General features: G+C 32.8%; 16 protein-coding genes and 1 tRNA gene. 9 read left to right on the top strand and 8 right to left on the bottom strand.

Features of this window, described 5'->3' with window-relative positions:
* Nucleotides 1-75: 75 nt before the first annotated feature.
* Genes NTZ27_03550 through NTZ27_03565 form a run of 4 tightly spaced genes read right to left on the bottom strand, consistent with a single transcriptional unit; the run spans nucleotide 76 to nucleotide 6,889 of the window.
* A complete protein-coding gene (locus NTZ27_03550) occupies nucleotides 76-1,485 on the bottom strand; it encodes a CCA tRNA nucleotidyltransferase (GenBank protein ID MCX6173812.1) in 1,410 nt (469 codons plus the stop codon).
* A 4-nt stretch (nucleotides 1,486-1,489) separates the two neighbouring features.
* A complete protein-coding gene (locus tag NTZ27_03555; GenBank protein ID MCX6173813.1) occupies nucleotides 1,490-3,709 on the bottom strand; it encodes a hypothetical protein in 2,220 nt (739 codons plus the stop codon).
* Nucleotide 3,710: 1 nt separating this feature from the next.
* Nucleotides 3,711-4,976 (bottom strand): UDP-N-acetylglucosamine 1-carboxyvinyltransferase, encoded by a 1,266-nt coding sequence (gene murA / locus NTZ27_03560; protein MCX6173814.1) that lies wholly within the window; start codon nucleotides 4,974-4,976, stop codon nucleotides 3,711-3,713.
* A gap of 8 nt (nucleotides 4,977-4,984) precedes the next feature.
* Nucleotides 4,985-6,889, bottom strand: a complete 1,905-nt coding sequence (locus NTZ27_03565) for a protein kinase (GenBank protein ID MCX6173815.1) — start codon at nucleotides 6,887-6,889, stop codon at nucleotides 4,985-4,987.
* Nucleotides 6,890-7,021: 132 nt separating this feature from the next.
* Here NTZ27_03565 and NTZ27_03570 point away from each other — a divergent pair.
* The 5 genes from NTZ27_03570 to NTZ27_03590 all read left to right on the top strand — a co-directional run bounded on the left by NTZ27_03570 (nucleotide 7,022) and on the right by NTZ27_03590 (nucleotide 13,816).
* A tRNA-Leu gene (locus tag NTZ27_03570) sits at nucleotides 7,022-7,103 on the top strand.
* A gap of 50 nt (nucleotides 7,104-7,153) precedes the next feature.
* Nucleotides 7,154-8,449: a trigger factor gene (gene tig, locus NTZ27_03575; GenBank protein MCX6173816.1), complete on the top strand. Its 1,296-nt coding sequence runs from the start codon at nucleotides 7,154-7,156 to the stop codon at nucleotides 8,447-8,449.
* 19 nt (nucleotides 8,450-8,468) lie between these two features.
* A complete protein-coding gene (locus tag NTZ27_03580; protein ID MCX6173817.1) occupies nucleotides 8,469-9,104 on the top strand; it encodes an ATP-dependent Clp protease proteolytic subunit in 636 nt (211 codons plus the stop codon).
* A 77-nt stretch (nucleotides 9,105-9,181) separates the two neighbouring features.
* On the top strand, nucleotides 9,182-11,338 hold the full coding sequence (locus NTZ27_03585; protein ID MCX6173818.1) for a S9 family peptidase: 2,157 nt from the start codon (nucleotides 9,182-9,184) through the stop codon (nucleotides 11,336-11,338).
* Between the two features lie 123 nt (nucleotides 11,339-11,461).
* Entirely contained in the window at nucleotides 11,462-13,816 is a 2,355-nt protein-coding gene (locus tag NTZ27_03590; protein ID MCX6173819.1) for a response regulator, read from the top strand.
* Nucleotides 13,817-13,896: 80 nt separating this feature from the next.
* Here the strand turns inward: NTZ27_03590 and NTZ27_03595 are convergent, their stop codons facing one another.
* Nucleotides 13,897-15,468: a carboxypeptidase regulatory-like domain-containing protein gene (locus NTZ27_03595; GenBank protein ID MCX6173820.1), complete on the bottom strand. Its 1,572-nt coding sequence runs from the start codon at nucleotides 15,466-15,468 to the stop codon at nucleotides 13,897-13,899.
* A 259-nt stretch (nucleotides 15,469-15,727) separates the two neighbouring features.
* Here NTZ27_03595 and gltX point away from each other — a divergent pair, with 259 nt between their 5' ends.
* Complete coding sequence (gene gltX / locus NTZ27_03600) at nucleotides 15,728-17,185, top strand: glutamate--tRNA ligase (protein ID MCX6173821.1); 1,458 nt, start codon at nucleotides 15,728-15,730, stop codon at nucleotides 17,183-17,185.
* 23 nt (nucleotides 17,186-17,208) lie between these two features.
* A complete protein-coding gene (locus NTZ27_03605) occupies nucleotides 17,209-17,952 on the top strand; it encodes a glycosyltransferase family 2 protein (GenBank protein ID MCX6173822.1) in 744 nt (247 codons plus the stop codon).
* Between the two features lie 13 nt (nucleotides 17,953-17,965).
* Here the strand turns inward: NTZ27_03605 and NTZ27_03610 are convergent, their stop codons facing one another.
* Nucleotides 17,966-19,624 (bottom strand): glycosyltransferase family 39 protein, encoded by a 1,659-nt coding sequence (locus tag NTZ27_03610; GenBank protein ID MCX6173823.1) that lies wholly within the window; start codon nucleotides 19,622-19,624, stop codon nucleotides 17,966-17,968.
* Nucleotides 19,625-19,770: 146 nt separating this feature from the next.
* Between NTZ27_03610 and NTZ27_03615 the strand changes: the two genes are divergently transcribed.
* Nucleotides 19,771-20,922 carry a hypothetical protein gene (locus NTZ27_03615; protein MCX6173824.1) on the top strand — a complete coding sequence of 384 codons (1,152 nt, stop codon included), beginning with the start codon at nucleotides 19,771-19,773 and terminating at the stop codon, nucleotides 20,920-20,922.
* Nucleotides 20,923-21,140: 218 nt separating this feature from the next.
* Here the strand turns inward: NTZ27_03615 and NTZ27_03620 are convergent, their stop codons facing one another.
* Together NTZ27_03620 and NTZ27_03625 are read right to left on the bottom strand one after the other, a co-directional pair.
* Nucleotides 21,141-22,307, bottom strand: coding sequence for a PAS domain S-box protein (locus NTZ27_03620; GenBank protein MCX6173825.1), 1,167 nt, complete (start codon nucleotides 22,305-22,307; stop codon nucleotides 21,141-21,143).
* Between the two features lie 3 nt (nucleotides 22,308-22,310).
* A complete protein-coding gene (locus tag NTZ27_03625) occupies nucleotides 22,311-23,984 on the bottom strand; it encodes a glutamine--tRNA ligase/YqeY domain fusion protein (GenBank protein MCX6173826.1) in 1,674 nt (557 codons plus the stop codon).
* A 270-nt stretch (nucleotides 23,985-24,254) separates the two neighbouring features.
* Here NTZ27_03625 and NTZ27_03630 point away from each other — a divergent pair, with 270 nt between their 5' ends.
* Complete coding sequence (locus NTZ27_03630; GenBank protein ID MCX6173827.1) at nucleotides 24,255-25,028, top strand: hypothetical protein; 774 nt, start codon at nucleotides 24,255-24,257, stop codon at nucleotides 25,026-25,028.
* Nucleotides 25,029-25,090 lie beyond the last annotated feature (62 nt).

Below are 25,090 nucleotides of genomic sequence, written 5' to 3' on the forward strand. Positions count from 1 at the left end.
AATTAAGATTTACTTTCTTAAGTATTATGACGAGATAAGTACTGAAAAAGTTACATTCTAAAGATAAGAAGATGTTTACTTTTTATTTTTAAGATATTCATCTTTTATTGATAAAAAATAAGCATAAGCTTCTTCATAATTATTACCAATTTTGCCATCAAGAATTGCTTCCTCAATTGTAGTCTTTATATCCCCAACAAGTTTTGAAGGAGGAATGTTACAGATTTTCATAATTTCTTCTCCTCTAACCGGAGACTGAAACGCTCGTAATTTATCTCTCTTGCGAACATCTTTAACTTTTTGCATTACAATTTCATAATTCTCAAGATACTTCGTTACTTTATTTGGATTCTTACTTGTAATATCAGCGCGGCAAAGAGTAATTAAATCATCCAGGTCATCATCAGCAGTAACTATAAGTCTTCTAATTGCTGAATCAGTTACTTCTTCATCCACCAAAGCAATCGGTCGTAAATGTAACCGAATTAACTTTTCAATGTAATCTAATTTGGTAAGAGGAAGTTTCATCCTTTCAAAGATTGATTTCATCATTCTTGCACCGAGTTCTTCATGCCCATGATAAGTCCAACCTGTTCCCTCAACAAATTTTTTGGTTGGCGGTTTTGCAATATCATGTACTAAAGCCGCAAACCTCAACCAAATGTTATCACTAACTAAAGCAATATTATCAACTACTATACATGTGTGGTAGAAAACATCTTTATGGTGAAAATCATTTCTTTGTTCTACTCCGGCAAGATTATGCAATTCGAGAAGAATTACTTTTAAAACTCCGCTCTCAAATAATAATATTAACCCGATCGAAGGTTTATCAGCTGCAAGTATCTTCATTAATTCATCTGTAATTCTTTCTTGAGAAACAATCTTAAGACGGTCAGCCATTAAGCTTGCGGCTTTCATAACAGATTCATCAACTTGAAAATTCAACTGCGCAGCAAAACGAAATGCACGCATTATTCGAAGTGGATCGTCATCAAAAGTTTTTTCAGGTCTCAGTGGTGTACGAATTAATTTTCTCTCGATATCATTTATTCCGTCAAACTTGTCAATCAACTTTCCAAATGTATTTTCATTTAATGAAACAGCTAAACTGTTTATTGTAAAGTCGCGTCGATTAAGATCATCATCAAGCGTACCTTTTTCTACTTTAGGATTACGACTGTTGCGTTTATAAGATTCTTTGCGAGCCCCAACAAATTCAAGTGCTATTCCTTGATAATTAAAATGTGCTGTCCCGAAATTTTTATAGACAGTTACTTCTTTTATTCCCAGATCATTTGCTAATTGCTCGGCAAAATTAATTCCGTCACCTACCACTAAAAAATCCATTTCATTCTTATTTCGTTTTAATATAATATCACGAACAAATCCGCCGACAAGATAAAGTTCTTCGTTTCTCCTCTCAGCGAGCGATGAAGCAATTTTTAAAAACTTATATTTATTTAATATTGTTTTAAAATCCATTACATCACTTTGTATAAGTTATTTTTATTTCTTCATGGTTATTCTTAAACCAATTTACCATTTTTAAGTTTTCTATAAACATATGATCACTATTATCATCTTTCCTAAAATCTAATGATCTTACTGCAAAATATTGTGCTGTTTCATAATCTAGATTTCTTAAAGCGTACTTTGAAATTTCCAATGCTGCATAACTTGAGGAGTAATCCTGAACTTTAATGCTTCTTTTAAATTCAGTTACTAAATCTTCTAAACTATTGTTGTCATTCGTAGAATAATTGATCAGAGTTGGTATTAAAAAATATTTTATTCCTTTCGAATTAAGAGATAGTAATTTTTGATACTTCTGTTTTTGATTATAATTCAAGTATTTTTTTAAGGAATCAACTCCTTCTTCTAGAATAGATTTTCTAATTAACACTTCATTTGTAAAATTGATGTGGGGACTCTGTACAATCAGCGAATCATACTCAGAAACCGCTTTAACATATTGATTCGTTTGGATCAACAAATCCCCTAAGATCAATTCTAAATTATAATAGAATTGACTTGTTCTAAAATTAACTATTTGATTATTCAAAAACTCTTCAGCTGTTGCATAATTTTTTTCAGCTGAATATGATGATACTACCCCCAATAATGACTGATAAGAATTTGAATAATTGTAAACATTCTTAAATAAGTTAAAAGCTTCCGAATATTTTTTATTTTTATATAATTCCCAGGCCTTATTAACTTCGGACGCAGCCATTCGAGGGCAATATTTTTTAAATATACTTACTCCGCCGAAATAAAGTTGAGCTCTACTCTTATTGAATTCAATTTGATAATTCTCCATGAATAATTCGTAATCTTTGACAAGTTCATTAAGTTTTTTCCCATATACTTTTTGAAAATCATTTACTTGATATAAATATTTAATTTTTGATATACCAAATTTATCTTCAAGATATTTTAGAAAAGACCCGGCATATATATATGAGATTGATGATGTCCGTGAAAAAAAATTAATTCCGCTAAACAGTTTTGCAATAGGGTATTTATAACCAGCTGTAAAAGCAAGTTTAGCCATGTATTGAATCGGGTAATCATCATAATTATTTTCAATTGCCATAGCCAAACCTTCAATCATTGCCGGATTAAAGTCTGCCGAAACTTTGAATGGTGTTTGACCAAATTCCCCAGCTAAAATATGTACTAGTTCATGTTTTAGAGTTCTTCCATAATTATAGTAATTCGAAAAAATTTGTTTCAACCATGGTTTTGCAATATCAGCATTTCCTGAACCTAATAATTCTCTTTTACTTTCTTTCCCGGGAAATAGATATGAATCAATATTATGCGAGAATGGTAATGTAAGTTGAATCTTAATCTGGTCTAAGTAATATTCATGAAGAAGCGCATTATATCGGTTTTCTTTATCTCCTCGAAGTGAATCTGGTAAATGAATTTGGAAATTATTTGTAATTATGGTTGAAGCAAGTTCTTTTTCAATACGTTTTTTATCAGTAGCAAAAAATAATTTCGGTTTCAATATCGAGAAGAAAAATGAGAGGAAAATCAGAATAAAAACAATAAGAGTTTTATTCTTTTTCTCATTATTTAAGACTATTCTTGATGAGTAAAACAGTAGAATGAAAAAAGCTACATTGAAAATTCTATATGCTAATAAAATGCGATCAACGGATAAATCTTCATCGTAAATAGTACCAGGGAAATAACCAAATATTGGATTATAGAAATAGATTTGCGGATTAAAGAAGAACTCTGTTAATGGAGAAATTATTAATCCAATAGAAATTATAATGAAGAAATAAAAAGAATATTTTCTTGATAATGCTGTGCAGAAGTTCCCTAATGCACCGCCAAAAAAAAAGGAAGGAATTGAAATAACAAGATAGAAAAGTATACCATCTTTAATTGGGCAATTAGAGTTTAGGACACTTGATAAAAATCCAATTAGAAAAGGAATGATAATTGAAAAAGAAATAAATAATTTGTTCTTCAGCAATAAATCTATAGCACCTATTACAAAATCTTTTCTTTGGACTATAATAATCTGTAATCCGCCAATGATAAATAAGAAAATTCCATTAACAACAGAAAATTCGTAACCTAAAGTTTTTGTAAGAGGCAAAAATGTTAATAAAAGATTTATTAAAACTAGAAAGAAGACTAAAATTTTAGAAATATTTGAATGAAATTCTTCTAGTGAAATTCTCAAATTAAAATTCCGATGTTGAAACACGTTCTATATCAGCGCCTAAAGCTTTTAATTTTTCTTCTATTCTTTGGTATCCTCTATCAAGATGATATACTCTTAAAACTTCTGTGGTTCCTAATGCTGCTAATCCAGCTAATACTAATGAGGCACTAGCTCTAAGATCAGTAGACATTACTTTTGCACCTTTTAACTCTTTCACTCCTTTTACTACTGCGCTATTATTTATGATTTCAATATTTGCTCCTAATCTATTGAGTTCTGGGACATGATTAAATCTATCGTAGTAAATTGACTCTGTAATTGTGGAAGTACCATCAGCAAGAGACATGTATGAGGTCCATTGAGCTTGCATGTCAGTTGGAAATCCTGGGTAAGCTGAAGTAGTTATGTCAACACTTCTAGGGCTAATTGATGTGGCATCTATTTGCACTAACTTATTGCAATATGATAGAATAACTCCGCTATCTTCTAGTTTAGATAATATCAATTTAGCATTCTCAAAATTGCGGTAAACAAGATTAATCTTACTCTGTGTAATCGCAGCTGCCGTTAAAAGAGTTCCTGCTTCAATCCTATCAGCAATGTTTTCGATCTTTGAGGAACTTAATTCATCCACTCCTTCAATCTCAAGTATCGTTGATCCTATACCAGATATTTTTGCTCCCATCTCTCTTATATACTCAGCTAATAATGTTATCTCAGGTTCCATTGAAGCATTAGTAATTAATGTTGTTCCTTTAGCAAGTGAAGCTGCCATTAAAGCATTTCCCGTAGCTCCTACAGAAGAAATATCAAAGTGCAATTTAGTCCCTTGCAGTTTTTTTGATTTAGCTATTATGTATCCCTCTTCCAATTGAATCTCTGCACCTAACTTTTTCATAGCTTCTAAATGAAGATTTATAGGTCTTGGCCCCCATGCACAACCTCCAGGCATAGAAACTTTTGCATATCCATATCGTGATAATAAGGGTCCTAGAACATAAACAGATGCTCGCATTTTTTTTACATGTTCATAGGGTGCAATTTGATTGATAATGTGACTTGTATCCAGCGTTAAATTATGATCATGAAAGTTAGTTGCAACACCTAAATGATTAAGTAATTTAATCATTGTGTAAATATCACTTACTTCCGGTGTGTTATTAATGATATTTTTTCCTGAATTAAGGAGAGTAGCCGGCATTAAAGCTAACGCTGAATTTTTAGCCCCGCTTACTTCAACTGTACCGCTTAGTTTCTTACCGCCGTTTATTACAAATTTATCCAATGAATACCTTACTGAATTTTGAACATCATTCCTTTAACACCTGCTAAAAAGATTTGTCCCATAGGACTAATGGATAATCCATTCATATTGGAAGAAATTTGAGACTCAACTTGACTCCAATTTTCTCCTTTATCCTTCGATACTAATATAGTCCCAAGGTTTCCAATAATTATAGCATGGTCTTCCGAAATGTATTTTACTTTCTGAAATCCGCTTGTCAATTTAGTTTCAACTTTTTCCCAAGAATTACCGTAGTTATTTGTCCATAGTACAGTCCCATTACCACCTACAATCAAACCATATCCATTTTCTCTTAAATCAATTGACTTTAGATAATTATCAGTTAAAGAAGTCTCCACTTTATTCCATGAATTACCACTATTTGTAGTTGAAAGTATAATTCCATCCCATCCTACTGCAAATCCTCTCTTTGAATCGAAAAAAGAAAAATCGAAAATAATTTCATTAGTATTAGTAGTTACTTTATTCCAATTGACTCCACCATTTGTAGATTTTAGAATAAGTCCTTTATTGCCAGTAATAAAGCCAGTATTATTATCTACAAATTTAATCTTAAAATACTTATAACCTTTTTCTAAAGGTATTGATTGAAGTGAGTCAAGATTATTAATTCCTAATAGAAGAGAAGATGAATCTCCAACTATTAGAGCCTTTCCATTGGGGAATATATAAACATCACTTAATGGAATTGTTCGGTTAAGATTTTTACTTACCCAAGATTTTCCATTATCAGAGGAAGTTATTATCGTCCCAGAATCACCAACAGCAACGACAAATTTTTCGTTTGCAAAATAAAGAGAATTCAAATTGTTCTGCACACCACTTTCAACTTTAGTAATCTCACTAAATTTGAATTGCTTACTCTCTGATGAAAAGAGTTGCTGAATACTGTATTTCTTAAATTTATCTAATTGATTTGATGTTATTAGAGCATTCACTTGATTATAAACAAAATAAGAAAGTGCTATCATTAGAATTGTAAAACCCACAAATGCTGATACGGCAAATATTTTATATCTTTTTGAACGTGGTTTTGAACGGTTGAAATAGCTGGTATATAGTTTAGCAACATGTTTATCTAATTCTTGAACATCATTAAACATTTCTTCACATGAGCTATATCTATTCAAAGGGATCTTTTCCATAGCTTTAAGTAGAATCTTATCAACCAGTTCAGGAATTCCAGTCATCTTTTCAGAAACTCTAGGCGCAGTTTTTTTAAGATGACTATCCATAACTTCATATTCGCTTTGATAATCGAATGGAGGTTGACCGACTATCATTTCATAAGCTGTGCATCCTATAGAGTAAATATCACTCCGGTTAGTTACTTCTTCTCCTTTAACTTGTTCGGGACTCATATAATAAACAGTACCAATTTTAGAACCGGTTTTAGTCATATCATTTTCAACAAGCGATTTCGAAATTCCGAAATCCATTATTTTGGTTATGCCTTCCTTATTTAAAATGATATTTGACGGTTTAATATCTCTGTGAATAAATCCTTTGGAATGTGCATAACCTATACCGAGCAATAATTGTTTGATAATATAGATTACATCATACAAATTAAATCTGCCCTGCCGCTCAATAACTTTTTCAAGACTTTCTCCTTCTACATACTCCATCACTATACCAAGCAGATTTGAATATTCGATAAAACCGTGTACTGTTACTATATTGGGATGAGATAGTTTAGCATGGTTCTTAGCTTCGCGTTTAAATCTTTCAATAAATCTTTCTTTATCTAAGACTTGCGAGTTTAACATTTTAATTGCTACATATCTGTCGAGCTTTGTGTCAAAAGCTTTATAGACAATCCCCATGCCTCCTTTTCCAAGAACGGAGACAACTCGATAATTTTCGATCATTTTACCAATTAAATTATCCATGCCTTATCACTAACAATTTTTATTTTCAATATAACAATTTCTCCTTTTTCTTTTGTTATTACAAACTGAAATAAGTGTCAAAATCGGTTTCTTTGTTTTTTCTTATCATTTAACTAATTTTGCGAGCCCAATGCGAGACTGGCGGAATTGGCAGACGCGCTAGACTTAGGATCTAGTATCGAGAGATGTGGGGGTTCGAGTCCCCCGTCTCGCACTAATTACTAATTAAAACACTACAATAACGAGGTATTTTTGGACATTAAAGTGAATCAACTATCAGATTCTCAGCAAGAAGTTGAAGTAAATCTGAATTACGATGAAATCCTTCCGGAAATCAATGATGCTTACGATGAAGAAAGAAAGACCATTACCATAGACGGTTTTAGAAAAGGGAAAGCGCCGATGGGAATGATTAAAAAACTTTATGGAGAAGCTATTGAATATAAAGCAAGTGAAAAAATTGCGAATAAAAAATTTTGGAATGCTATTGATCAACAAAATTTAAAACCTATCAGTACTCCGCAAATGATGGATCTCGATTTTGTCCCGGGGACTAAACTATTCTTTAAGGTTAAGTATGAAATAAAACCAAAACTAAATCTTAAAAGTTATAAAGGTTTAGAAATTGAAAAACCCATTTTCAAAATAAAAGACGGTGAAGTAGAACGTGAAATTGATTTCTTATTAAAACCGCATTTTAAATTTGAAGCTGCTGATAAAATAGAAAACATAAATTTTAGGATAACAGTCAATCTGCAAAGAATGGATGCTCAAGGTATACCAATGATTGGACACCGAAGCGAGAATATGATTATTGATTTAACTGACGAAAAAGTTAATCCGCAAATCAAAGAAAACGCACAAGGTAAAAAGGTTGGTGAATTATTTAATTTTACTTTTACTGATGAACATTATCACGGTGAAGAACTTCATAGAGAAGAGTTTAATTATTTAGCTGATGTTATTAAGATAGAAAAACAAGTTAAGCCTGAACTCACTGAAGAAATTGTGAAAAAGATCTCCGGTGATAAAGCTTCAACTCCAGAAGAACTTAATTCATTCCTCAGAAAAAATATTGAAGATTACTACATCAAACAATCTGATGAGATTTTTACTAACAATTTGCTCGGTGAAATTGTAAAGAATAATGAATTCACTCCTCCGCCCGGTTATGTAAGTTCTGTTCATAAGAGAATGGTAGAGTTGGAAAGAGAAAATTCTAAACGTTATAAAATGCCTAACTTTGATGAACAAGCAGTTACTGAATATTATAAACCAAGAGCTGATTGGAATTCTAAATGGCAAATCATTTTAGAAAATCTTGCCGAAGCTGAAAATATTAAAGTTGAAGATTCAGAATTAGAAGAATTAGCCAAGAAGGAAGCTGAAACAATTGGAATTTCAGTTGCCAAGCTTGTAAAATATTATAAAGACACTAATCGTTCGGAAATGTTACTGGAAGAAAAAGTGATTAAGTACTTGAAAGAACAAACAAAGATCAAAGAAGTTAATGCTGAAGAAAAAATTAAAGAGAAAAAGGAAAAATCAAATGAAGCATAATATTCTTACACAAACTCAAATGAACCAAAAATTTGAAATCTATAACCAGCTTGTTCCTTATGTAATTGAACAAACAGGCCGCGGTGAAAGAGGGATGGATATTTTTTCCCGTCTATTGAGAGAACGTATCATCTTCCTTGGAACTGCAATTGATGATCATATTGCAAGTTTAACAATTGCACAATTACTTTTTCTTGAAGCAGAAGATCCTGATAAAGATATTTATCTTTATATCAATTCACCTGGTGGAAGTGTTTCTGCCGGTCTTGCAATTTATGATACAATGAAATATGTTCGCTCAAAAGTCTCAACTATTTGTGTTGGATTAGCAGCAAGTATGGGTGCTGTTCTGCTTGCCGGAGGTGAATCAGGAAAACGTTCTTCCCTTCCAAATTCTAAAATCATGATACATCAACCATGGGTTGGCGGATTGCAAGGACAAACTACTGATATCGAAATCCACGCAAAGGAAATGATCAAGACAAGAGAAACACTTTATAAAATTCTTGTTGATAATACCGGAAAAACTTATGACCAGATTTCGAGAGATTGCGACCGCGATTATTTTCTTAATGCTGAAGAAGCAAAAGAGTATAAGTTAATAGACAATATTTTGGTTCATAGAGCCAGTCCAAACAATAACAATAAAAAGTAACTTTTCGAAGGGGTTTATAAACCCCTTTTTTATTTTAAACATAATTTCATTACTAATACTGATATTGGAGAATTAACATGAATCCTCTAAAAATGTTTACTGTTTTATTATTTGTAATCTCAACTCAAATAATTCCTCAGGAAAAACTTTTTACTGTAGAAGATGTTGTCCAAGGTTCATTTAACAGATCGGCTTTATCAGGCATGAGACAACTTAATTGGATTCCAAATACAGATAATTATGTTTGGACCGACGGAACGGATGATAAATCCGTTTTACTAGTTTCAACACCAAAAAGTGCAAAAGCTGATACTCTTCTGAAATTAGCTGAACTAAATTCATTTTTTACTAAGCAAAATGAAAAACCATTACTCTCTATGCCATCTGTTATTTGGTCGTCTGCCAATGAATTTTACTTCCGTAGCGGATTAAAATATTATTCCTTCAATTTGAAATTTAAAAAACTGACAAATGTAAATTCAGTTGCAGATGGAGCAGCTGATCAAACACTTTCACCTAATAAAAAATTAGTTGCTTACACAAAAAGGAATAACCTCTTTCTTAGTCTCGGTGATACTCAAATCATTCAAATAACTGCTGATAAAGATACTAACATAGTTAACGGGCAATCAGTGCATCGGGATGAATTCGGAATTAACGGGGGAATTTTTTGGTCGCCGAATAATAACTACATAGCATTCTATCGAATGGATCAAACTATGGTAACAGATTATCCGTTGGTTGATCTCACTTACACTCCCGCCCGTTTAAAATTCATTAAATATCCTATGGCTGGGCAAGCAAGTCATCATGTTACTGTTGGTATTTACGAGATCAAAACTGGAAAAACAGTCTGGCTGAAAACCGGTGAACCGCTTGATCAGTATTTAACAAATCTTGCATGGTCCCCTGACGAAAAAATACTTTTTATTGCTCACCTTAACAGAGATCAAAATCAAATGCAAATGAAAAAGTATGATATAGCAACTGGTGAAGTGATCAAAATTTTATTTGAAGAAAAAGATAATGAATATGTTGAACCGTTAAATCCAATCGTATTCTTACCGAATTCTAATGATAAATTTATTTGGGAATCGCAGAGAGACGGATATAATCACATTTATCTTTATGATGTTGAAGGCAATTTAATAAGGCAAGTAACAGATGGTCATTGGGTTGTAACATCATTTAACGGATTTGATAAATCCGGTAAAAATATTTTTATATCTGCAACAAAAGAAAGTCCACTGGAAAAACATTACTACAGAGTAAATATTGAAACCGGTAAAATGGATCGTCTTACAAAAGAAATCGGAACACATAATGTTGTTGTAAATTCAAGTTCAGAATATTTTATTGATACTTATTCAAATGTTACAACACCGCGTTTAGTTAATCTTCTAAACAAAAAAGGTGAATTAGTTAGAAATCTTCTAACTACAGATAATCCATACAAAGATTACAGGATGGGAAGCACAAAACTTTTCAGTATTAAAAACGATGAAGGGACTGAACTGTTTTGCAGAATGATTACACCGCCAAATTTCGATCAGACTAAAAAATATCCGGTAATTGTTTATGTTTATGGCGGACCGCATGCTCAAGAAGTTACAAATATTTTCGGCACTGGAAGATACTTTTTATGGTTCTATTTAATGGCTCAGAAGGGTTTTATAGTTTTCACTTTGGATAACCGTGGCTCAGCAAATAGAGGTCTAGATTTCGAACAAGCAGTCTTTCGTCATTTAGGAACAAATGAAGTTAAAGATCAAATGGCAGGTGTTAATTATCTTAAGTCACTTCCATATGTTGATGGAAATCGTTTTGGTGTTTACGGCTGGAGCTACGGTGGATTTATGACGACTTCTTTAATGCTAAGAACAAACGGCGCTTTCAAAGTTGGTGCTTGCGGCGGTGCTGTGATTGATTGGAAGTTTTATGAAGTTATGTACGGTGAAAGATATATGGATACTCCTCAGACAAATCCTGATGGATATAAAGAAGCGAGTTTGCTCAATTATGTAGATAATCTAAAAGGAAAACTCTTATTAGTTCATGGAACAAGCGATCCAACTGTAGTTTGGCAAAACACACTTCTATTTGCTAAGAAATGTTCCGAACTAAACAAACCGCTGGATTATTATCCATATATAGGATCAGGGCATGGTGTTGGTGGAAAGGATGCCCTTCAACTGTATTACAAAATAACCAACTACTTTTTAGATAACCTTTGATGCAATTTTACCGGGCAGAGATGTGAGTTAAGTTTGCCTGGCATTTTCAAGTCTTCAATAAAATGGTTATTTTCAATTTAGAATCTGTTAATAATTTTGATAATTTTTTAAAGTGAGATTTTTTTGACCGGTGCAAAATTAGACCTATTAATAAAGCTAAATGAACTTGCCGAATATGCTCGCCGTGGAGATGAATTTTTACCGGATGAGATATGCAATTTCCTTTCCAATGAATTTGATCTAAATGGCGCTGCTCTTTTTTCTATAGGTGATAACAATTCTTTTCATCCAATAGGTAAATCTGCCGGTGTTAAGAAAAATCAGCTCAAAGGCAATTCTTTCATCTGTCCTAACTGTAAACATTTCGCCGGAGTTCAAAGCAACACTTTAATTCTTGATAGTAATTGTTCAATCCAAATTTCAGATAACATAAGTAATGAGGGATGTTATTTGATCAATCTTTCAGATTTAGATAAGATGATGATCAAAGTAGCTAAAAAAACTGCATTTAAACAAAACGATAAAGACAACTTAGAAAAAGCCATTCAGCTTATTTCATCATTAATATTGTTATGGTTAGAAAAACGCGGTGGTACAAAACATTCAACAGCTTCTCTTGCTAGAATTGTTACAGAAACTACTAATGAACTTAAGACTAGTTCCAATAACATAATGAGTTCTACTTCCGCATTATCAGGCTCAGCATTATCTCCATCGAATTCTGAAAGCATTAATTCATTAAAGAAAAATGCTCAGAATATTCTTTTGAACATTAATGATCTTAATGAAATTTCTAAGATCGAATCTAACTCTGTTACCAGAAATCAAAAAAGTGTAGAACTTATTCCGTTTATCAATGAGATAGTAGAATTATTTAAAAGAAATCTTGGTAATCGTAAAATTACGTTTTCAGTTAGCGTAGATAAGTTATTAAATAAATCCGTGATATTAGATGATCAGAAACTGCGTTACATCTTGAGCAGTTTCCTTTTTGTTTCAACAAACCTTACAACTAAAGGTGAAATTTCGGTTATAGCTTCTGTCATTCAGAATAATTTAGTAAGATTTGTTATCTCTGATTCCGGAACTGTTATTGAAAGTAAGATAATTGATAAACTATTCGATCCATTTACTCTTTTTCAAATGGAGGGATTTAAAAACTCTCCTTTAACAGGACTCAGTTTAACATTGGTAAAAAAATATGTACATTATTTGGGTGGAGAAATTTCAACAACAAGCACTGCGGGGAAAGGAAATACTTTCACGTTCACTATTAATGGAGAAGTAATGGCTGAAATAGGAAACAGTATCTCACAATTACCCAAACCAACTTCGGTAAATAAAGTTCTTGTTATTGAGGATGATTATGCAACATCGAAGCTTTTAACAAATTACCTAAATAAATGGGGTTATAATCCAACCATTGTAAGTACAGAAGAACAGGCTTTTGGCGTTATCAATAAAGAACCTCTACTCGCCATTATCTTAGATATCGAACTTCCGAATATAAACGGTCTCGAATTATTGAAGAAACTACATGATAATCCTCAGACAAAAAATACACCGGTAATTGTTTGCTCTATTGAACCGGAACAACAAAAAGCATTTATGATGGGTGCCGTAGAATATTTTATTAAACCGATAAATTACAATTACCTTGTTGAAGTTCTAACAAATTATAAACTGAGAAAAAATTCAAATGTCCTTTGTGTTGATGATGATTTACCTACTCTAAATTTAGTTAAGCAGGCAATTGAATCTGCAGGATTTATAGCTATTGCTGAAAATGTTTCTGCAAAAGTTATGGATAGAATTAAAGATAAAGATGTTGATTTGGCTATTGTTGATCTGGATATGCCAGAGCCAAACGGATTTGAATTGATCAAACTGATTAAGTCAGATAAAAAGTTTGCACACCTCCCAATTATAATTTATACCGGTAAAGAGAATTACAGAGAAGACCTCTACAAGATTGAAGGATTATTTGAAGAACTGCTTGATAAACACTCTACGAATATTGAAGATCTCGCAGATACTATAAGTGCAATGATCAACCGCTATGAAACACCTCCTTCAGTTGAAGAAGTAATGCACAGAGATAATGTGATAAAGATATTATTAGCAGAAGATTATAAACACTCACAAATAATTGTTACACGATTGTTAAAGAAAAATGGTTTTGAGAATGTTATAGTTGTTGAAAACGGCGAAGATGCGGTTAAAATGGCTCATCAAGAAAAATTTGATTTGATCTTGATGGTTATGCAAATGCCCATTATGAACGGCTTTGAAGCAACAGAGAAGATTCGCGAAATACCCGAGTATCGAGAAGTTCCGATAATTGCATTAACAGCTTTTGCTATGAAAGGTGATCGTGAAAAATGTCTAGAATCCGGTGCAACCGATTATATTCCAAAACCAATCGACAGCAAAGAATTCATCGAAAAAGTGAAATACTATACAAATGTTTCTGCCTAATTATTGATTGAAGTTATCTTCTGATAAATAAAAAGTCCCGCATTAGCGGGACTTTTTTTACATCAATATTCAAACAAATATTATTTTTTCTGTATGGCCATTTTTGGTAACGAAGTAGTACTTGGTTGAAAATCATTAATAGTAGTTATCGTCACTACACCATTTGCATCTACATTTAATTCGAATACTCGCCAAGTATTATAACCGTTCGGATTGCTTGTCGGAACACTAAATGCGTAAAGCTGTGCGCCAATTATTAAAGTTACCTTTGCATTAGAACCAGCTAACGGTGCAGAGCTTTCACCCGAATAGTTGTGAACTATGTACTTATACACTCCCGGGAATTTTCTGTAAATAGTTACTACTTCCGGTCCATAACTATACCTATCATCAGTATCTAAACTAGCAAAAGGATAACTAGTAGCAGATCCCATTGAACTCCAATAAACATGTCCCGGACCTTGTGAATTATATGCAGGAATATATAAATGACTGTCAACATCATAAGGAGTTAGTCCCCATGTTAATGTAATGGAAGCTATAGGTGGAGATAAAACAATATCACCAATAGCTTTTGTTCCGCCATTAGTTGTAGGTGTCGTTATTGTTAATGGTGAACTTGTAGTACCATCTTTTGTAGCTTTTACAATTACTGTTGAATTAGCACGTACTCCGATTGAAAATGTTCCATCAGAACCTGTATATCTGTATGATCGTCCGGTATAATCAACTCCATCTGCAGTTACATAAGCATTTTGAATAGGAATACCATTACCATCAATTACTCTACCTGTAATGTAACATACATCATAAACACGATCCCAATTCCATGAGGTAAAATGTGTAACAGGACCTGTGTAACTATTTCCTGATTTAGTGGCCACACCTTCTTCTCTCCATACTGCTGCCGTTGTATCATACCACCACATAGATATTGTAGCTGGTGCAGAACTTTGCAAAGATGTTGGAATTGGAATTGTTAGAGTAGCTGTCTTTCCGCTGGCTAATTTAAGAGTAGCACCGCTTGTGGATTTTAAATTAGCATCTATAAAACCAAATGATTGGATGGCGGCTTCCGTGCCGGATGTAGTTATGCCGCTAAAATTACCCGGGAACACTTGATTATATGTTGTGCTTGTTGGATCAAAATATTTTGCTGAAACCATAGCCGGTCCTGTAAATGGATTCCCGTTAGCATCTGCAAAAGAACCGGATGGGAATGTAATCTGTCCACCTCCGGTAGGAGTTATTGTCCCACCAGTGTTGGCAACAGTTTGAGAAGTTGGTGCTGTCGCCAAAGTTGCATCTATAAATGAACTTTGTCCAGTATTCACATCAACGACTTTATAAGTTGATATATATCCGGATTTAGAGAATGAAACTTGCTTTTTGGTACCTGCGGTCAATTCAGAAACACTAAACCACCCCTGTTCATTAGTTAGTACCGTTTTACCTTGAATAGTAACAGTAACAGAACCTAATAATGTTCCGGATTCATTTTGAACTCTGCCAAGAAGTAAAGCGTAATTTTGTGCAGGAGGATTGTTAGTGTTGTCTGGTCCGCTTGGATTGTCATCTTTTTTGCAACTTGATGTTAGAATTATTGCAAAAAGCGTTAACAGTACGAAATAATACCAAGTATGTTTCTTCATCCCTTCTCCTTTGAAGTTTATGAATATTTATATTAAAGAAAAGCTGAGTTTTTTATTTAATAAACAGAGCACAGGGTAATTCAATAATTATTAACTGTTACTACAATTTAACATATGGAATTTTTATTCAAAAGAAAATAGATGATGATAGCTATCACAAAGTTTAATTCAGATTCAAATGTAAACACCGTTCAAATTATTATAAGAAACACATTAACTTTTTTATATTTGTAAGAAGACATTTTTCTAAGGAGTATTAGTGAAGTCAGTTCGTGTTCGATTTGCCCCAAGTCCTACAGGATATTTGCATGTAGGCGGTTTAAGAACCGCATTATATAATTATTTATTTGCTAGAAAGAACAACGGTAAGTTTGTCTTAAGAATAGAGGATACCGACCGCAACCGCTTTGTAGAAGGTGCCGTTGAAAATTTAATATCTGCTTTAAAATGGTGCGGACTCGATTTTGATGAAGGGCCGGAAACTGGCGGCAAGTTCGGTCCGTATTTACAATCTCAGCGTCTCGGTATATATCAAAAATATATACAAGAATTAATTGTTAAAGGAGATGCTTATTATTGTTTCTGTACCCACGAGCGTCTCGAAGCGTTAAAAGAAGAACAACAGAAGCAAAAACTTCCTCAGGCAAAATACGATAAACACTGCCTTTCTCTTAGTAAAAGTAAGATCGAAGAAAATCTTGCAAACAAAATTCCGTTTGTCATACGTTTGAATGTTGTACCGAATCAAAAAATTATTTTTGATGATATTGTCCGCAGCCGTATTGAATTCGAGAGCAATAATGTTGATGATCAAGTTTTGATAAAAAGCGACGGCTACCCAACTTATCATTTTGCAAATGTTGTTGATGATCATTTAATGGAGATAAGCCATGTTATCCGTGGTGAAGAATGGCTTTCATCAACTCCGAAACATGTATTGTTATATGATTCGTTTGGTTGGGAAAAACCGATCTTCGCACATCTTCCGTTATTATTAAATCCTGATCGATCAAAATTAAGCAAAAGACAAGGCGATGTTGCAGTTGAAGATTACCGTGCAAAAGGATTTTTAAGAGAAGCTCTTGTAAACTTTGTCGCTTTATTAGGATGGAACGCCGGTGATGATAAAGAATTTTATTATATGAATGAATTGATAGAAAATTTTTCTTTAGAACGGGTTAACAAATCCGGAGCTGTATTCGATATTGAAAAATTAAATTGGTTAAATGCCGAACATCTTCGTAAAAAATCAAACGATGAATTATTAACAATGTTAAGAATAGAAATTCTCAATTCTCAATTTTCAACTCTCAATTTGCCTGATGCTTATCTGCTAAAAGTAATTTCTACTATGAAAGAAAGGGTTAGTTTTGTTAAGGAATTCCTGTCAAATTCTCCCTACTTCTTTGAAGCTCCTTCCGAATATGATGAAAGCTCTGTTTTGAAAAATTGGAAATCTGAAACTCCTGATCAGATGAAAAAACTTTATGAATCGTTTGCAAAACTTAACACACCTGTTAAAGAGGATTTTGAAGCTTCTCTAAAAGAAACTGCTGCTGAATTAAACATAGGTGCTGGGAAATTAATCCATCCCCTTCGCCTTGCAGTTTCCGGTATGAGCGGCGGACCCGGAGTTTACGATATTCTGGTTATCATAGGATTAGAAGAAACACAAAAGAGAATTGACAAAGCAATAAATACTATTTCTGTTAACTAAATACTTTTAAGACAACATACATTATGATTAACAATAGAAGAATAATAGTAGTGCTTCCGGCTTATAATGCTGAGAAAACTTTGGAAATGACCTACAAAGAAATTCCCTTTGATATAGTTGATGATGTAATTCTTGTTGATGATGCAAGTCTAGATTCAACTTCCATGGTTGCTAAACAGCTGGGAATTAAATATGTAATAAGACATGATCGCAATCTTGGTTATGGCAGCAATCAAAAAACATGTTACAAAAAAGCTCTTGAACTAAATGGAGATATTGTGATTATGCTTCATCCGGATTATCAATATACTCCCAGACTTATTCCTTCAATGGCTTGGTTGATTGCTAATGATGTTTACCCGGTTGTATTAGGGTCTAGAATTTTAGGCTTAGGAGCTTTAAAAGGCGGTATGCCTTTCTATAAATACTTCTTCAATAGAACACTTACATTAATTCAAAACTTGCTTGTAGGTCAAAAACTATCTGAATATCATACAGGTTATAGAGCATTTTCAAAAACTGTATTAGAAAATATTAATTTCCAAATTAATTCGGATGATTTCATTTTCGATAATCAAATGCTATCTCAAATTATTTATGCAAAATTTGAAATTGCAGAAATAACTTGCCCCACAAAATATTTTGATGATGCTTCTTCTATAAACTTTAGAAGAAGTGTCAAATATGGTTTAGGTGTACTTTCAGTTTCATTTAAACACTTTATGCAAAGAATGGGACTGGCAAACTTTAGTATTTATAAAAAATAATTCAGAATATTTTTTATTTGTTTTTTGGAAGCCGTTTAAAGAAAGCAAATCCCCCCTCTTCTTTCATTAATTCAATATTTGGTAAAGTCTTATAATCATTTTGATCTTGAACTTTGCATACAGAATAAACTGGTTTATCTATTTCGCCTTCTTTAAGCCATTTCTCATAAACGTCTTGATCCAGACCTAATGCCTTAGAACTATTTTTATATTGTTTTTTTGAATAGAATAAATGAGCATAGCTTTTAAAACCAAGAACATTCAAATAAACATCTTCACCAGCAATGCTTTCATAAAAAGCAATTGGTGCACCTTGAACATGTTTTTCTACTTTTGGTACCACTATCGGTAAAAATAATGAGAGTGCAATAATTGTATTTAAAAATAGTAAGTACAATCCTTTTCTGTATTGCTGCTTAAATAGGAACACGACTGACACTATCAACAAAATCAAGAAAAGAACTCCAATTAAATACTCTAAACCGGACCAATTCACATTCATGCTTAAGTTGCCTTTAACAAAATCATCTGTAATATATGGCATCAGTTTATTTCGGTAAATAAATGCCAGAGGTAGCGCAATCAGCAATACAGAGTATATTAATCCTAATAAAATTATTCCCGCATAATGCCCTGCATTAAGTTTTCTCTTCTCTTTAATAAGATCATAAATAGTTATGGTTGATAAAAATGTAATTGGGTAATATGCTAAAGAGGAATAATGAATGATCTTTGTTGTGACTATTGAAAAAATAACCAAGACAACTGCTAAAAGAACAATCATTATTATTCGTAAATTATTTTGATCATTTTCAATATGCTTCCCTTTTCTAAAATGATTAAATGCAAAGATTGAAGCAGGAAAACAGCCGATAAGTAAAATGACAAAATGATAATAAAATGGTCCGCTATGACCGGCATCTCCGGTAGTCAACAGCCTTATTTGATACTTAATAAATTCATTAATGAACCAGGTCCCATTCGAAATTATTTCAATTCCGAACCAAATTAAAGAAACAAATACTGTAGTTATGACAAAAAGTATTGCATCTATAACCGGAATTTTTATTTCCTTGCGGTTAATTATCCAGAAGATGAAAAATGTAATTGATGGGATTAAAAATCCAACCGGACCTTTTGTTAGTACAGCCAATCCTGAAAATACTCCGGCAAGTAAAATCGGAGTTCTGTTTTTGTTTTTCGGCAGATAATTTTTATAGATGAAATAAGCAGATAAGAACATGAAGAGATTAAACATTGGGTCTATAATTCCGCTCCTAAAATAGAAGAGAGGTAAAAAAGAACCTAGGTATACCAAACACCATGTCCAGCCAAATTCTGTATTAAATACTTTTTTCCCAATGTTGAATAATACTAGTAAAGTAATTATTCCTATCAAAGCGTTTGGTAACCGTGAAGCAAATTCATTTATTCCGAATATCTTCATAGAAAGGACTTGAGCCCATATAAAAAGCGGCGGCTTTTCCCAAAAAGGCTGATAATCAATTTGAACTCTTAAATAATCACCAGTTGCTATCATCTCTCTAGCACACTCGGCAAAATTGATTTCATCCCAATCAAAAAGATGAACCCTTCCTAATAGAGGGATTAAAATCAATGATCCAATAAAAATAATTACAGCATAAGAGTTTTGGCTGAATAGTTTTTTCATATCTTAATTTATAGAATTTTTTCAAAAATAATAGTTAATTATTTCATTACTAATTTCAGTTTTTCTTATTATGCGCTTACAATATTACACCAACCTTGGGCTACAAGCCAAATATTATTAATAATTAAAAAGGTGATTTTTTCCTTTTGAAGAAATTAAAGAAAATTTTAAAAATAATAGGACTCGTTATTAGTTTCATAGTGTTGCTTCTATGTTTCCCCTATTTAATCAGTCCTATTTATGATTTTCCTGCGGCGCATAGCTTTTCCGGTAATAAGCTTTATAATCCTTATTCAGAATTAAATGGTATTAGAATTAAAGCTAATTTTCACGCGCATACAAAAGCATTTTTTGGTCTTACTGCTGGGAAAGACGAACCGGACAGTTTATGGAATGCATATAAAAAATTAAATTACGATTTACTTTCTATCAGTAATTATCATTCATTGACTCCTAGATTGATTTCCCAAAACATTTACATTCCAAATTACGAACATGGCATAAATCTTTTTAAGAACCATTTTTTAATGATTGGCGCCCGTTCAATTGATTATTTTAATTTTCTTTTCTATCAAACTATTCATCAGAAACAATTTCAAATAAACAGATTAAAAGACAAATGTAAATTCTTAGTTATCAATCATCCTAAGTTACGATATGCTTATTCTTCGCACGAACTAGCTAATCTAAATGGTTACGATGCTCTTGAGATTTATTCCCATTTTTCTGAAGCAGAAGATTTTTGGGATTCCGTGCTTTCTAGTGGTAGATGTGTTTGGGGTTTTAATGATGATGATTCACACGATAAGAGTAAATATTTAGAAGTTGGTAGTTACTGGAATAATATCTATTCAAGTTCGGAAAAAGAAGATGACATTATCTCTGCATTAAAACTTGGTAGATATATTGCCGTTCAGGGCCACATGGGATTTGAAGATAATTATCTAAAAAATTTTACTCTTGTAGATTCTACAATAAATATTGGATTAGAAAAACCGGCAAAGCTTATTACTTTTATTGGTCAAAATGGGAAGGTAAAGCACATAGAGAAAAATAATTCTAATTCTTCTTATACATTTACTTCTAACGACACATACATTAGAGTCGTTGTTAAAAATGATTCATCTAAGTTTTATTTTAATCCCGTTTTCAGATATAAAACTTCTCCAATCCAAATGTCTACCGTAACAATTAATTATTTCTACTCTATCATTTATTGGATTGTAAGTTATTCACTATTTCTTTTTATTGGATTTATATTAATAAAAAGAATCAGGTTGTTGGTTAAGAATCGCTAACTTATTAACTTTTTTCTCAGTTAGATAATCCACAAAAAGAAGATTACGAATACACCTTGACAACATTAGCTGAAAAATTAAATATCGGCAAAGGGAAACGTATACATCCTCTCCGTCTAGCGATTTCGGACTTAAGAACCGGACCAGAAGTTTTTATATAGTTACAATACTTGGTAAGAATAAAATTAATAAACGAATTGACACAGAATTGGATAGGATCAAATAGATGGGGAGCTGACTATAAATTTTTGCGGATAACATACTTCGAATGCAGTTCCATCTTTCTTTGTTGATGTAAAAGAGATTATCCCATTCAAATATTTTTCAGTAAGAAATTTCATACTGTAAATTCCAATTCCCCGCCCAGCTCCCTTTGTAGAGACAGAACGATTGAATAATTGCAATTGGATATCTTCCGGAATAAAAGACGGATTGTGAACAGAGAAATAAACCATACCTTCTCGATTACCACAGTTCAATGTAATTGTTTCACCTGCAGAAGAAGCTTCGATTGCATTCTTTATCATATTACTTACTACTCTTCCAAGTAAAGTTTCATCAGTATCTATTTCAGAATTTTTACTCTCAGGAGATATCTTGAGTAATTTATTTCCCAAGATGTCTGAGTGATTAAATGAATCATACAAGCGTTTTAGAAAATTGATCGAACTAATTTTTTGTACATTTAGTTTGATCTTACTCTTTTCGGATGACACAAGGTGACGATGAGTAATTATTTCATCTATGATTCTTTTTGCGATTTCATCTAATACTTTCATTAACTCTTTCCGCTCTTCGCCGCCTAATGTATCATCATCAAGTATTTCTAATATATTGTTTAAACTGCCGGCAGTATTTAAAATATCATGGAAGAATATTCGCTCGATCTGTTTACGTTCGGTAATGTCTTCAAATATTCCTACACCACCGCTGATCGTTCCGTTATCAAGTATGATTGGTGCAAAGTTTACTCTAACTGGAGTGATCTTACCGGAAGTTTTAGATAGATATTCACCTTCGTAATGACCAATCGTTCCGGCAAGTGTATGCTCGATTGCAGAGACCATATTAACATCTAAAGCTTCAGAAAGTAACGCGCCGATTATTTGTTCTTTTTTTGTATCGCTTATACTGATAAAATTATCATTGCAGGCGGTGATTCTTCCCGTTGAATCAAAATGGAGAATGCCGAGCGGTACATTTGAAAATACCATTCTGTACTTCTCTTCACTTTCGCGAAGAGCTTCTTTAGTTTCTTTTAAATCGGTTATGGATTGGGCAACAACATCTAATTCGATAATTGATTCCGGAATAGAATCGAGCACATCAAAAATGATTTCTTTATTCTTATATGATGAATCTTTTTCCGGAGAATTATCTTTCATAAATTATTTTTTACCCCAACTGTCTTTCAACGTAACAGTTCTGTTGAAAACTAATTTTTCATTCGAAGTAAATTTTGTATCAACACAAAAATATCCATGTCGCTCAAACTGAAAACGATCTCCTTTAATAGAATCTTTAAAATACGGTTCGATCAAAGCGTTAGGTATAATTTCCAATGAGTTAGGGTTCATAAAATCTAAGAAACTTTTTTCTTTATCAGAATCCGGTGACTCAATAGTAAATAATCTGTCGTATAAACGGACTTCAGCTTTCAATGCATGTTTGGCAGAGACCCAATGAATTGTTCCTTTAACTTTCTTTTTACTGGTGCCCGTTCCGCTTCTTGTATCGGGATCGTAAGTACAACGGAGTTCTATAACTTCACCTTTATCATTCTTAATTACTTCTTCACATCTAACTATATATGCGTAACGTAAACGTACTTCTCCTCCTTGAACTAAACGATGATAACCTTTCGGCGGATCTTCCATAAAATCTGTCTGCTCGATATAAACTTCATTTGTAAACGGAATCTTTCTTATACCCATTGATGGATCTTCAGGATTATTTACTCCATCTAGTTCTTCTTCGCCTACATAATTTGTAATTACCACTTTAAGAGGACGGAGAATAGCCATAGCACGTTGAGCATGTTTATTCAGATCATCTCTAATAGCAAATTCAAGTAGAGCGATATCAGTAAGTGCATCGCGTTTAGCTACACCGATTATCTCTGCAAAATTCCGTATTGATTCCGGTGTATAACCTCTTCTTCTAAATCCGCTTATCGTTGGCATTCGTGGATCATCCCAGCCATCTACATAATTTTCTTTTACTAATTGTAAAAGTTTTCTTTTACTCATTACTGTGTAGCTTAAATTGAGTCGTGCAAATTCAATCTGCTGCGGATGATGAATTCCAAGTTCATCTAAGAACCAATCATACAACGGACGATGATTTTCAAATTCAAGTGTACAGATCGAATGTGTAATTCCTTCAATCGAATCTTCAAGTCCGTGTGCCCAATCATAAGTCGGGTAGATGCACCATTTGTTCCCTTGACGATGATGTTCATCATGAACTATTCTGTACATGATCGGATCGCGCAAATTTATGTTTGGAGAAGACATATTGATCTTAGCACGCAAAGTTTTTGCACCGTTGGGAAATTCTCCTTTACGCATTCGTTCAAAGAGATCAAGATTTTCTTCAATGCTTCTATTTCTGAATCGAGATTCTTTACCGGACTCTGTTAATGTTCCGCGTGAAGAGCGTATTTCGTCTGCGTTAAGATCATCAACATAAGCTTTCCCTTTTTTGATCAGATCAACTGCCCATTGATACATCTGTTCAAAATAATCCGAACCGTATAATATTCTCTTCTCAAAATCAGCGCCGAGCCATTTTACATCTTCTATTATTGAATCAACATATTCTTGTTCTTCTTTTTCGGGATTTGTATCATCAAAACGTAAATTAAATTTGCCTTTGAAGTCGCGGGCAATCCCGTAATTAAGACAAATTGATTTTGCATGCCCGATATGAAGATAACCGTTCGGTTCCGGAGGGAAACGTGTACAAACATTTCCTCCCCATTTGTTGGTCTTCATATCTTCATCTATAATTTCATAAATAAAATTCTTCGGTTTTGATATTTCTTTGGATTCATTACTCATTTTATTCTCGTTATTCATATTTTCTATTTTATTCTATAATTGTAAAATTACTGAATTACAATTCAGCGCCCAAACTTTCTATAAAGCGTTTTTCCCTTTATTACCCTGAAAACTGCGATTAATCAACTAAACATTTCATTCGTTTATAATATAATAGAACTCCTTTCTCCACTACTAATAATATTTTGATTGACTATCAAACTGATATCAGATAATTTACTTACGAATTCCATTCCTCAAATTCAAAATACTTTTTGAAAGGAGTAACAAATGCAGCACAAAATTAAATTTTTGTTTATCTGTTTTCTAATCTTGTTTACCAGTGTTAATTTATTCTCACAGGAGAATAAAAAACCAACCAGATTACTGGTATTACAAGATGTTGTATTCCCATATAAAGTTATGGAATATGAGAACGCACAGAAAGGGATAAACGAATTTTTTAAGAAAAATAATATGGGTATTTCATGGGATGTATTACAAACAGACGAATTTACCTATATGTATCTGGTACCATTTTCCGGATTAGGTGAAGTTGATGAATTATTTAAAATGTGGGACGATAAAATTAAAGCTTCCGACCAAAAAGAATTCGGTAAGTTATACAGTGCTTTTGCCGGTACAATAGATCGGAATAATACTCTTATCGTAGAATTAAAAGAATCATACACACCAAAAAATCCTTACTTGAAACCGGAAGATGCTGGTTTCATTCATTGGGACTTTTTTGAACTATTGCCTGGTAAAGAAACGGAAGCTAATGCTTTGCTAGTCGATTATAAAAAAATGAATGAGAAATTGAATATCCCGGTTGCTTACAATCAATGGTCAGTTGTTTTCGGAGATAACAGTACAACTATCGTCTTTACTACCCGTGCAAAAGATGATGTGGATTTTTATACTCACAATAAAGAAACTGATAATAAGATGAATAAAGAACCGGGCGGAACTGAAATGTATATGAAATTTTTGTCATCAGTCCGCAGTTTCCATCATATCAATGGGAAACCAAGACCGGATTTATCTATTCCTGCTAGTAAATAATTATAGCGAAGGGTCTTCACAGAAGACCCTTCGTTTATTTCTTTTCGAAAGAAGTTTACATT

Source organism: Ignavibacteriales bacterium, assembly GCA_026390775.1.
GTDB lineage: Bacteria > Bacteroidota > Ignavibacteria > Ignavibacteriales > Melioribacteraceae > Fen-1258.

Coding starts and splice junctions, on each gene's coding strand:
- NTZ27_03550 (MCX6173812.1), bottom strand. CDS start 1,485: ATGGATTTTAAAACAATATTAAATAAATATAAGTTTTTAAAAATTGCT.
- NTZ27_03565 (MCX6173815.1), bottom strand. CDS start 6,889: ATGGATAATTTAATTGGTAAAATGATCGAAAATTATCGAGTTGTCTCC.
- NTZ27_03580 (MCX6173817.1), top strand. CDS start 8,469: ATGAACCAAAAATTTGAAATCTATAACCAGCTTGTTCCTTATGTAATT.
- NTZ27_03585 (MCX6173818.1), top strand. CDS start 9,182: ATGAATCCTCTAAAAATGTTTACTGTTTTATTATTTGTAATCTCAACT.
- NTZ27_03595 (MCX6173820.1), bottom strand. CDS start 15,468: ATGAAGAAACATACTTGGTATTATTTCGTACTGTTAACGCTTTTTGCA.
- NTZ27_03605 (MCX6173822.1), top strand. CDS start 17,209: ATGATTAACAATAGAAGAATAATAGTAGTGCTTCCGGCTTATAATGCT.
- NTZ27_03610 (MCX6173823.1), bottom strand. CDS start 19,624: ATGAAAAAACTATTCAGCCAAAACTCTTATGCTGTAATTATTTTTATT.
- NTZ27_03620 (MCX6173825.1), bottom strand. CDS start 22,307: ATGAAAGATAATTCTCCGGAAAAAGATTCATCATATAAGAATAAAGAA.
- NTZ27_03625 (MCX6173826.1), bottom strand. CDS start 23,984: ATGAGTAATGAATCCAAAGAAATATCAAAACCGAAGAATTTTATTTAT.
- NTZ27_03630 (MCX6173827.1), top strand. CDS start 24,255: ATGCAGCACAAAATTAAATTTTTGTTTATCTGTTTTCTAATCTTGTTT.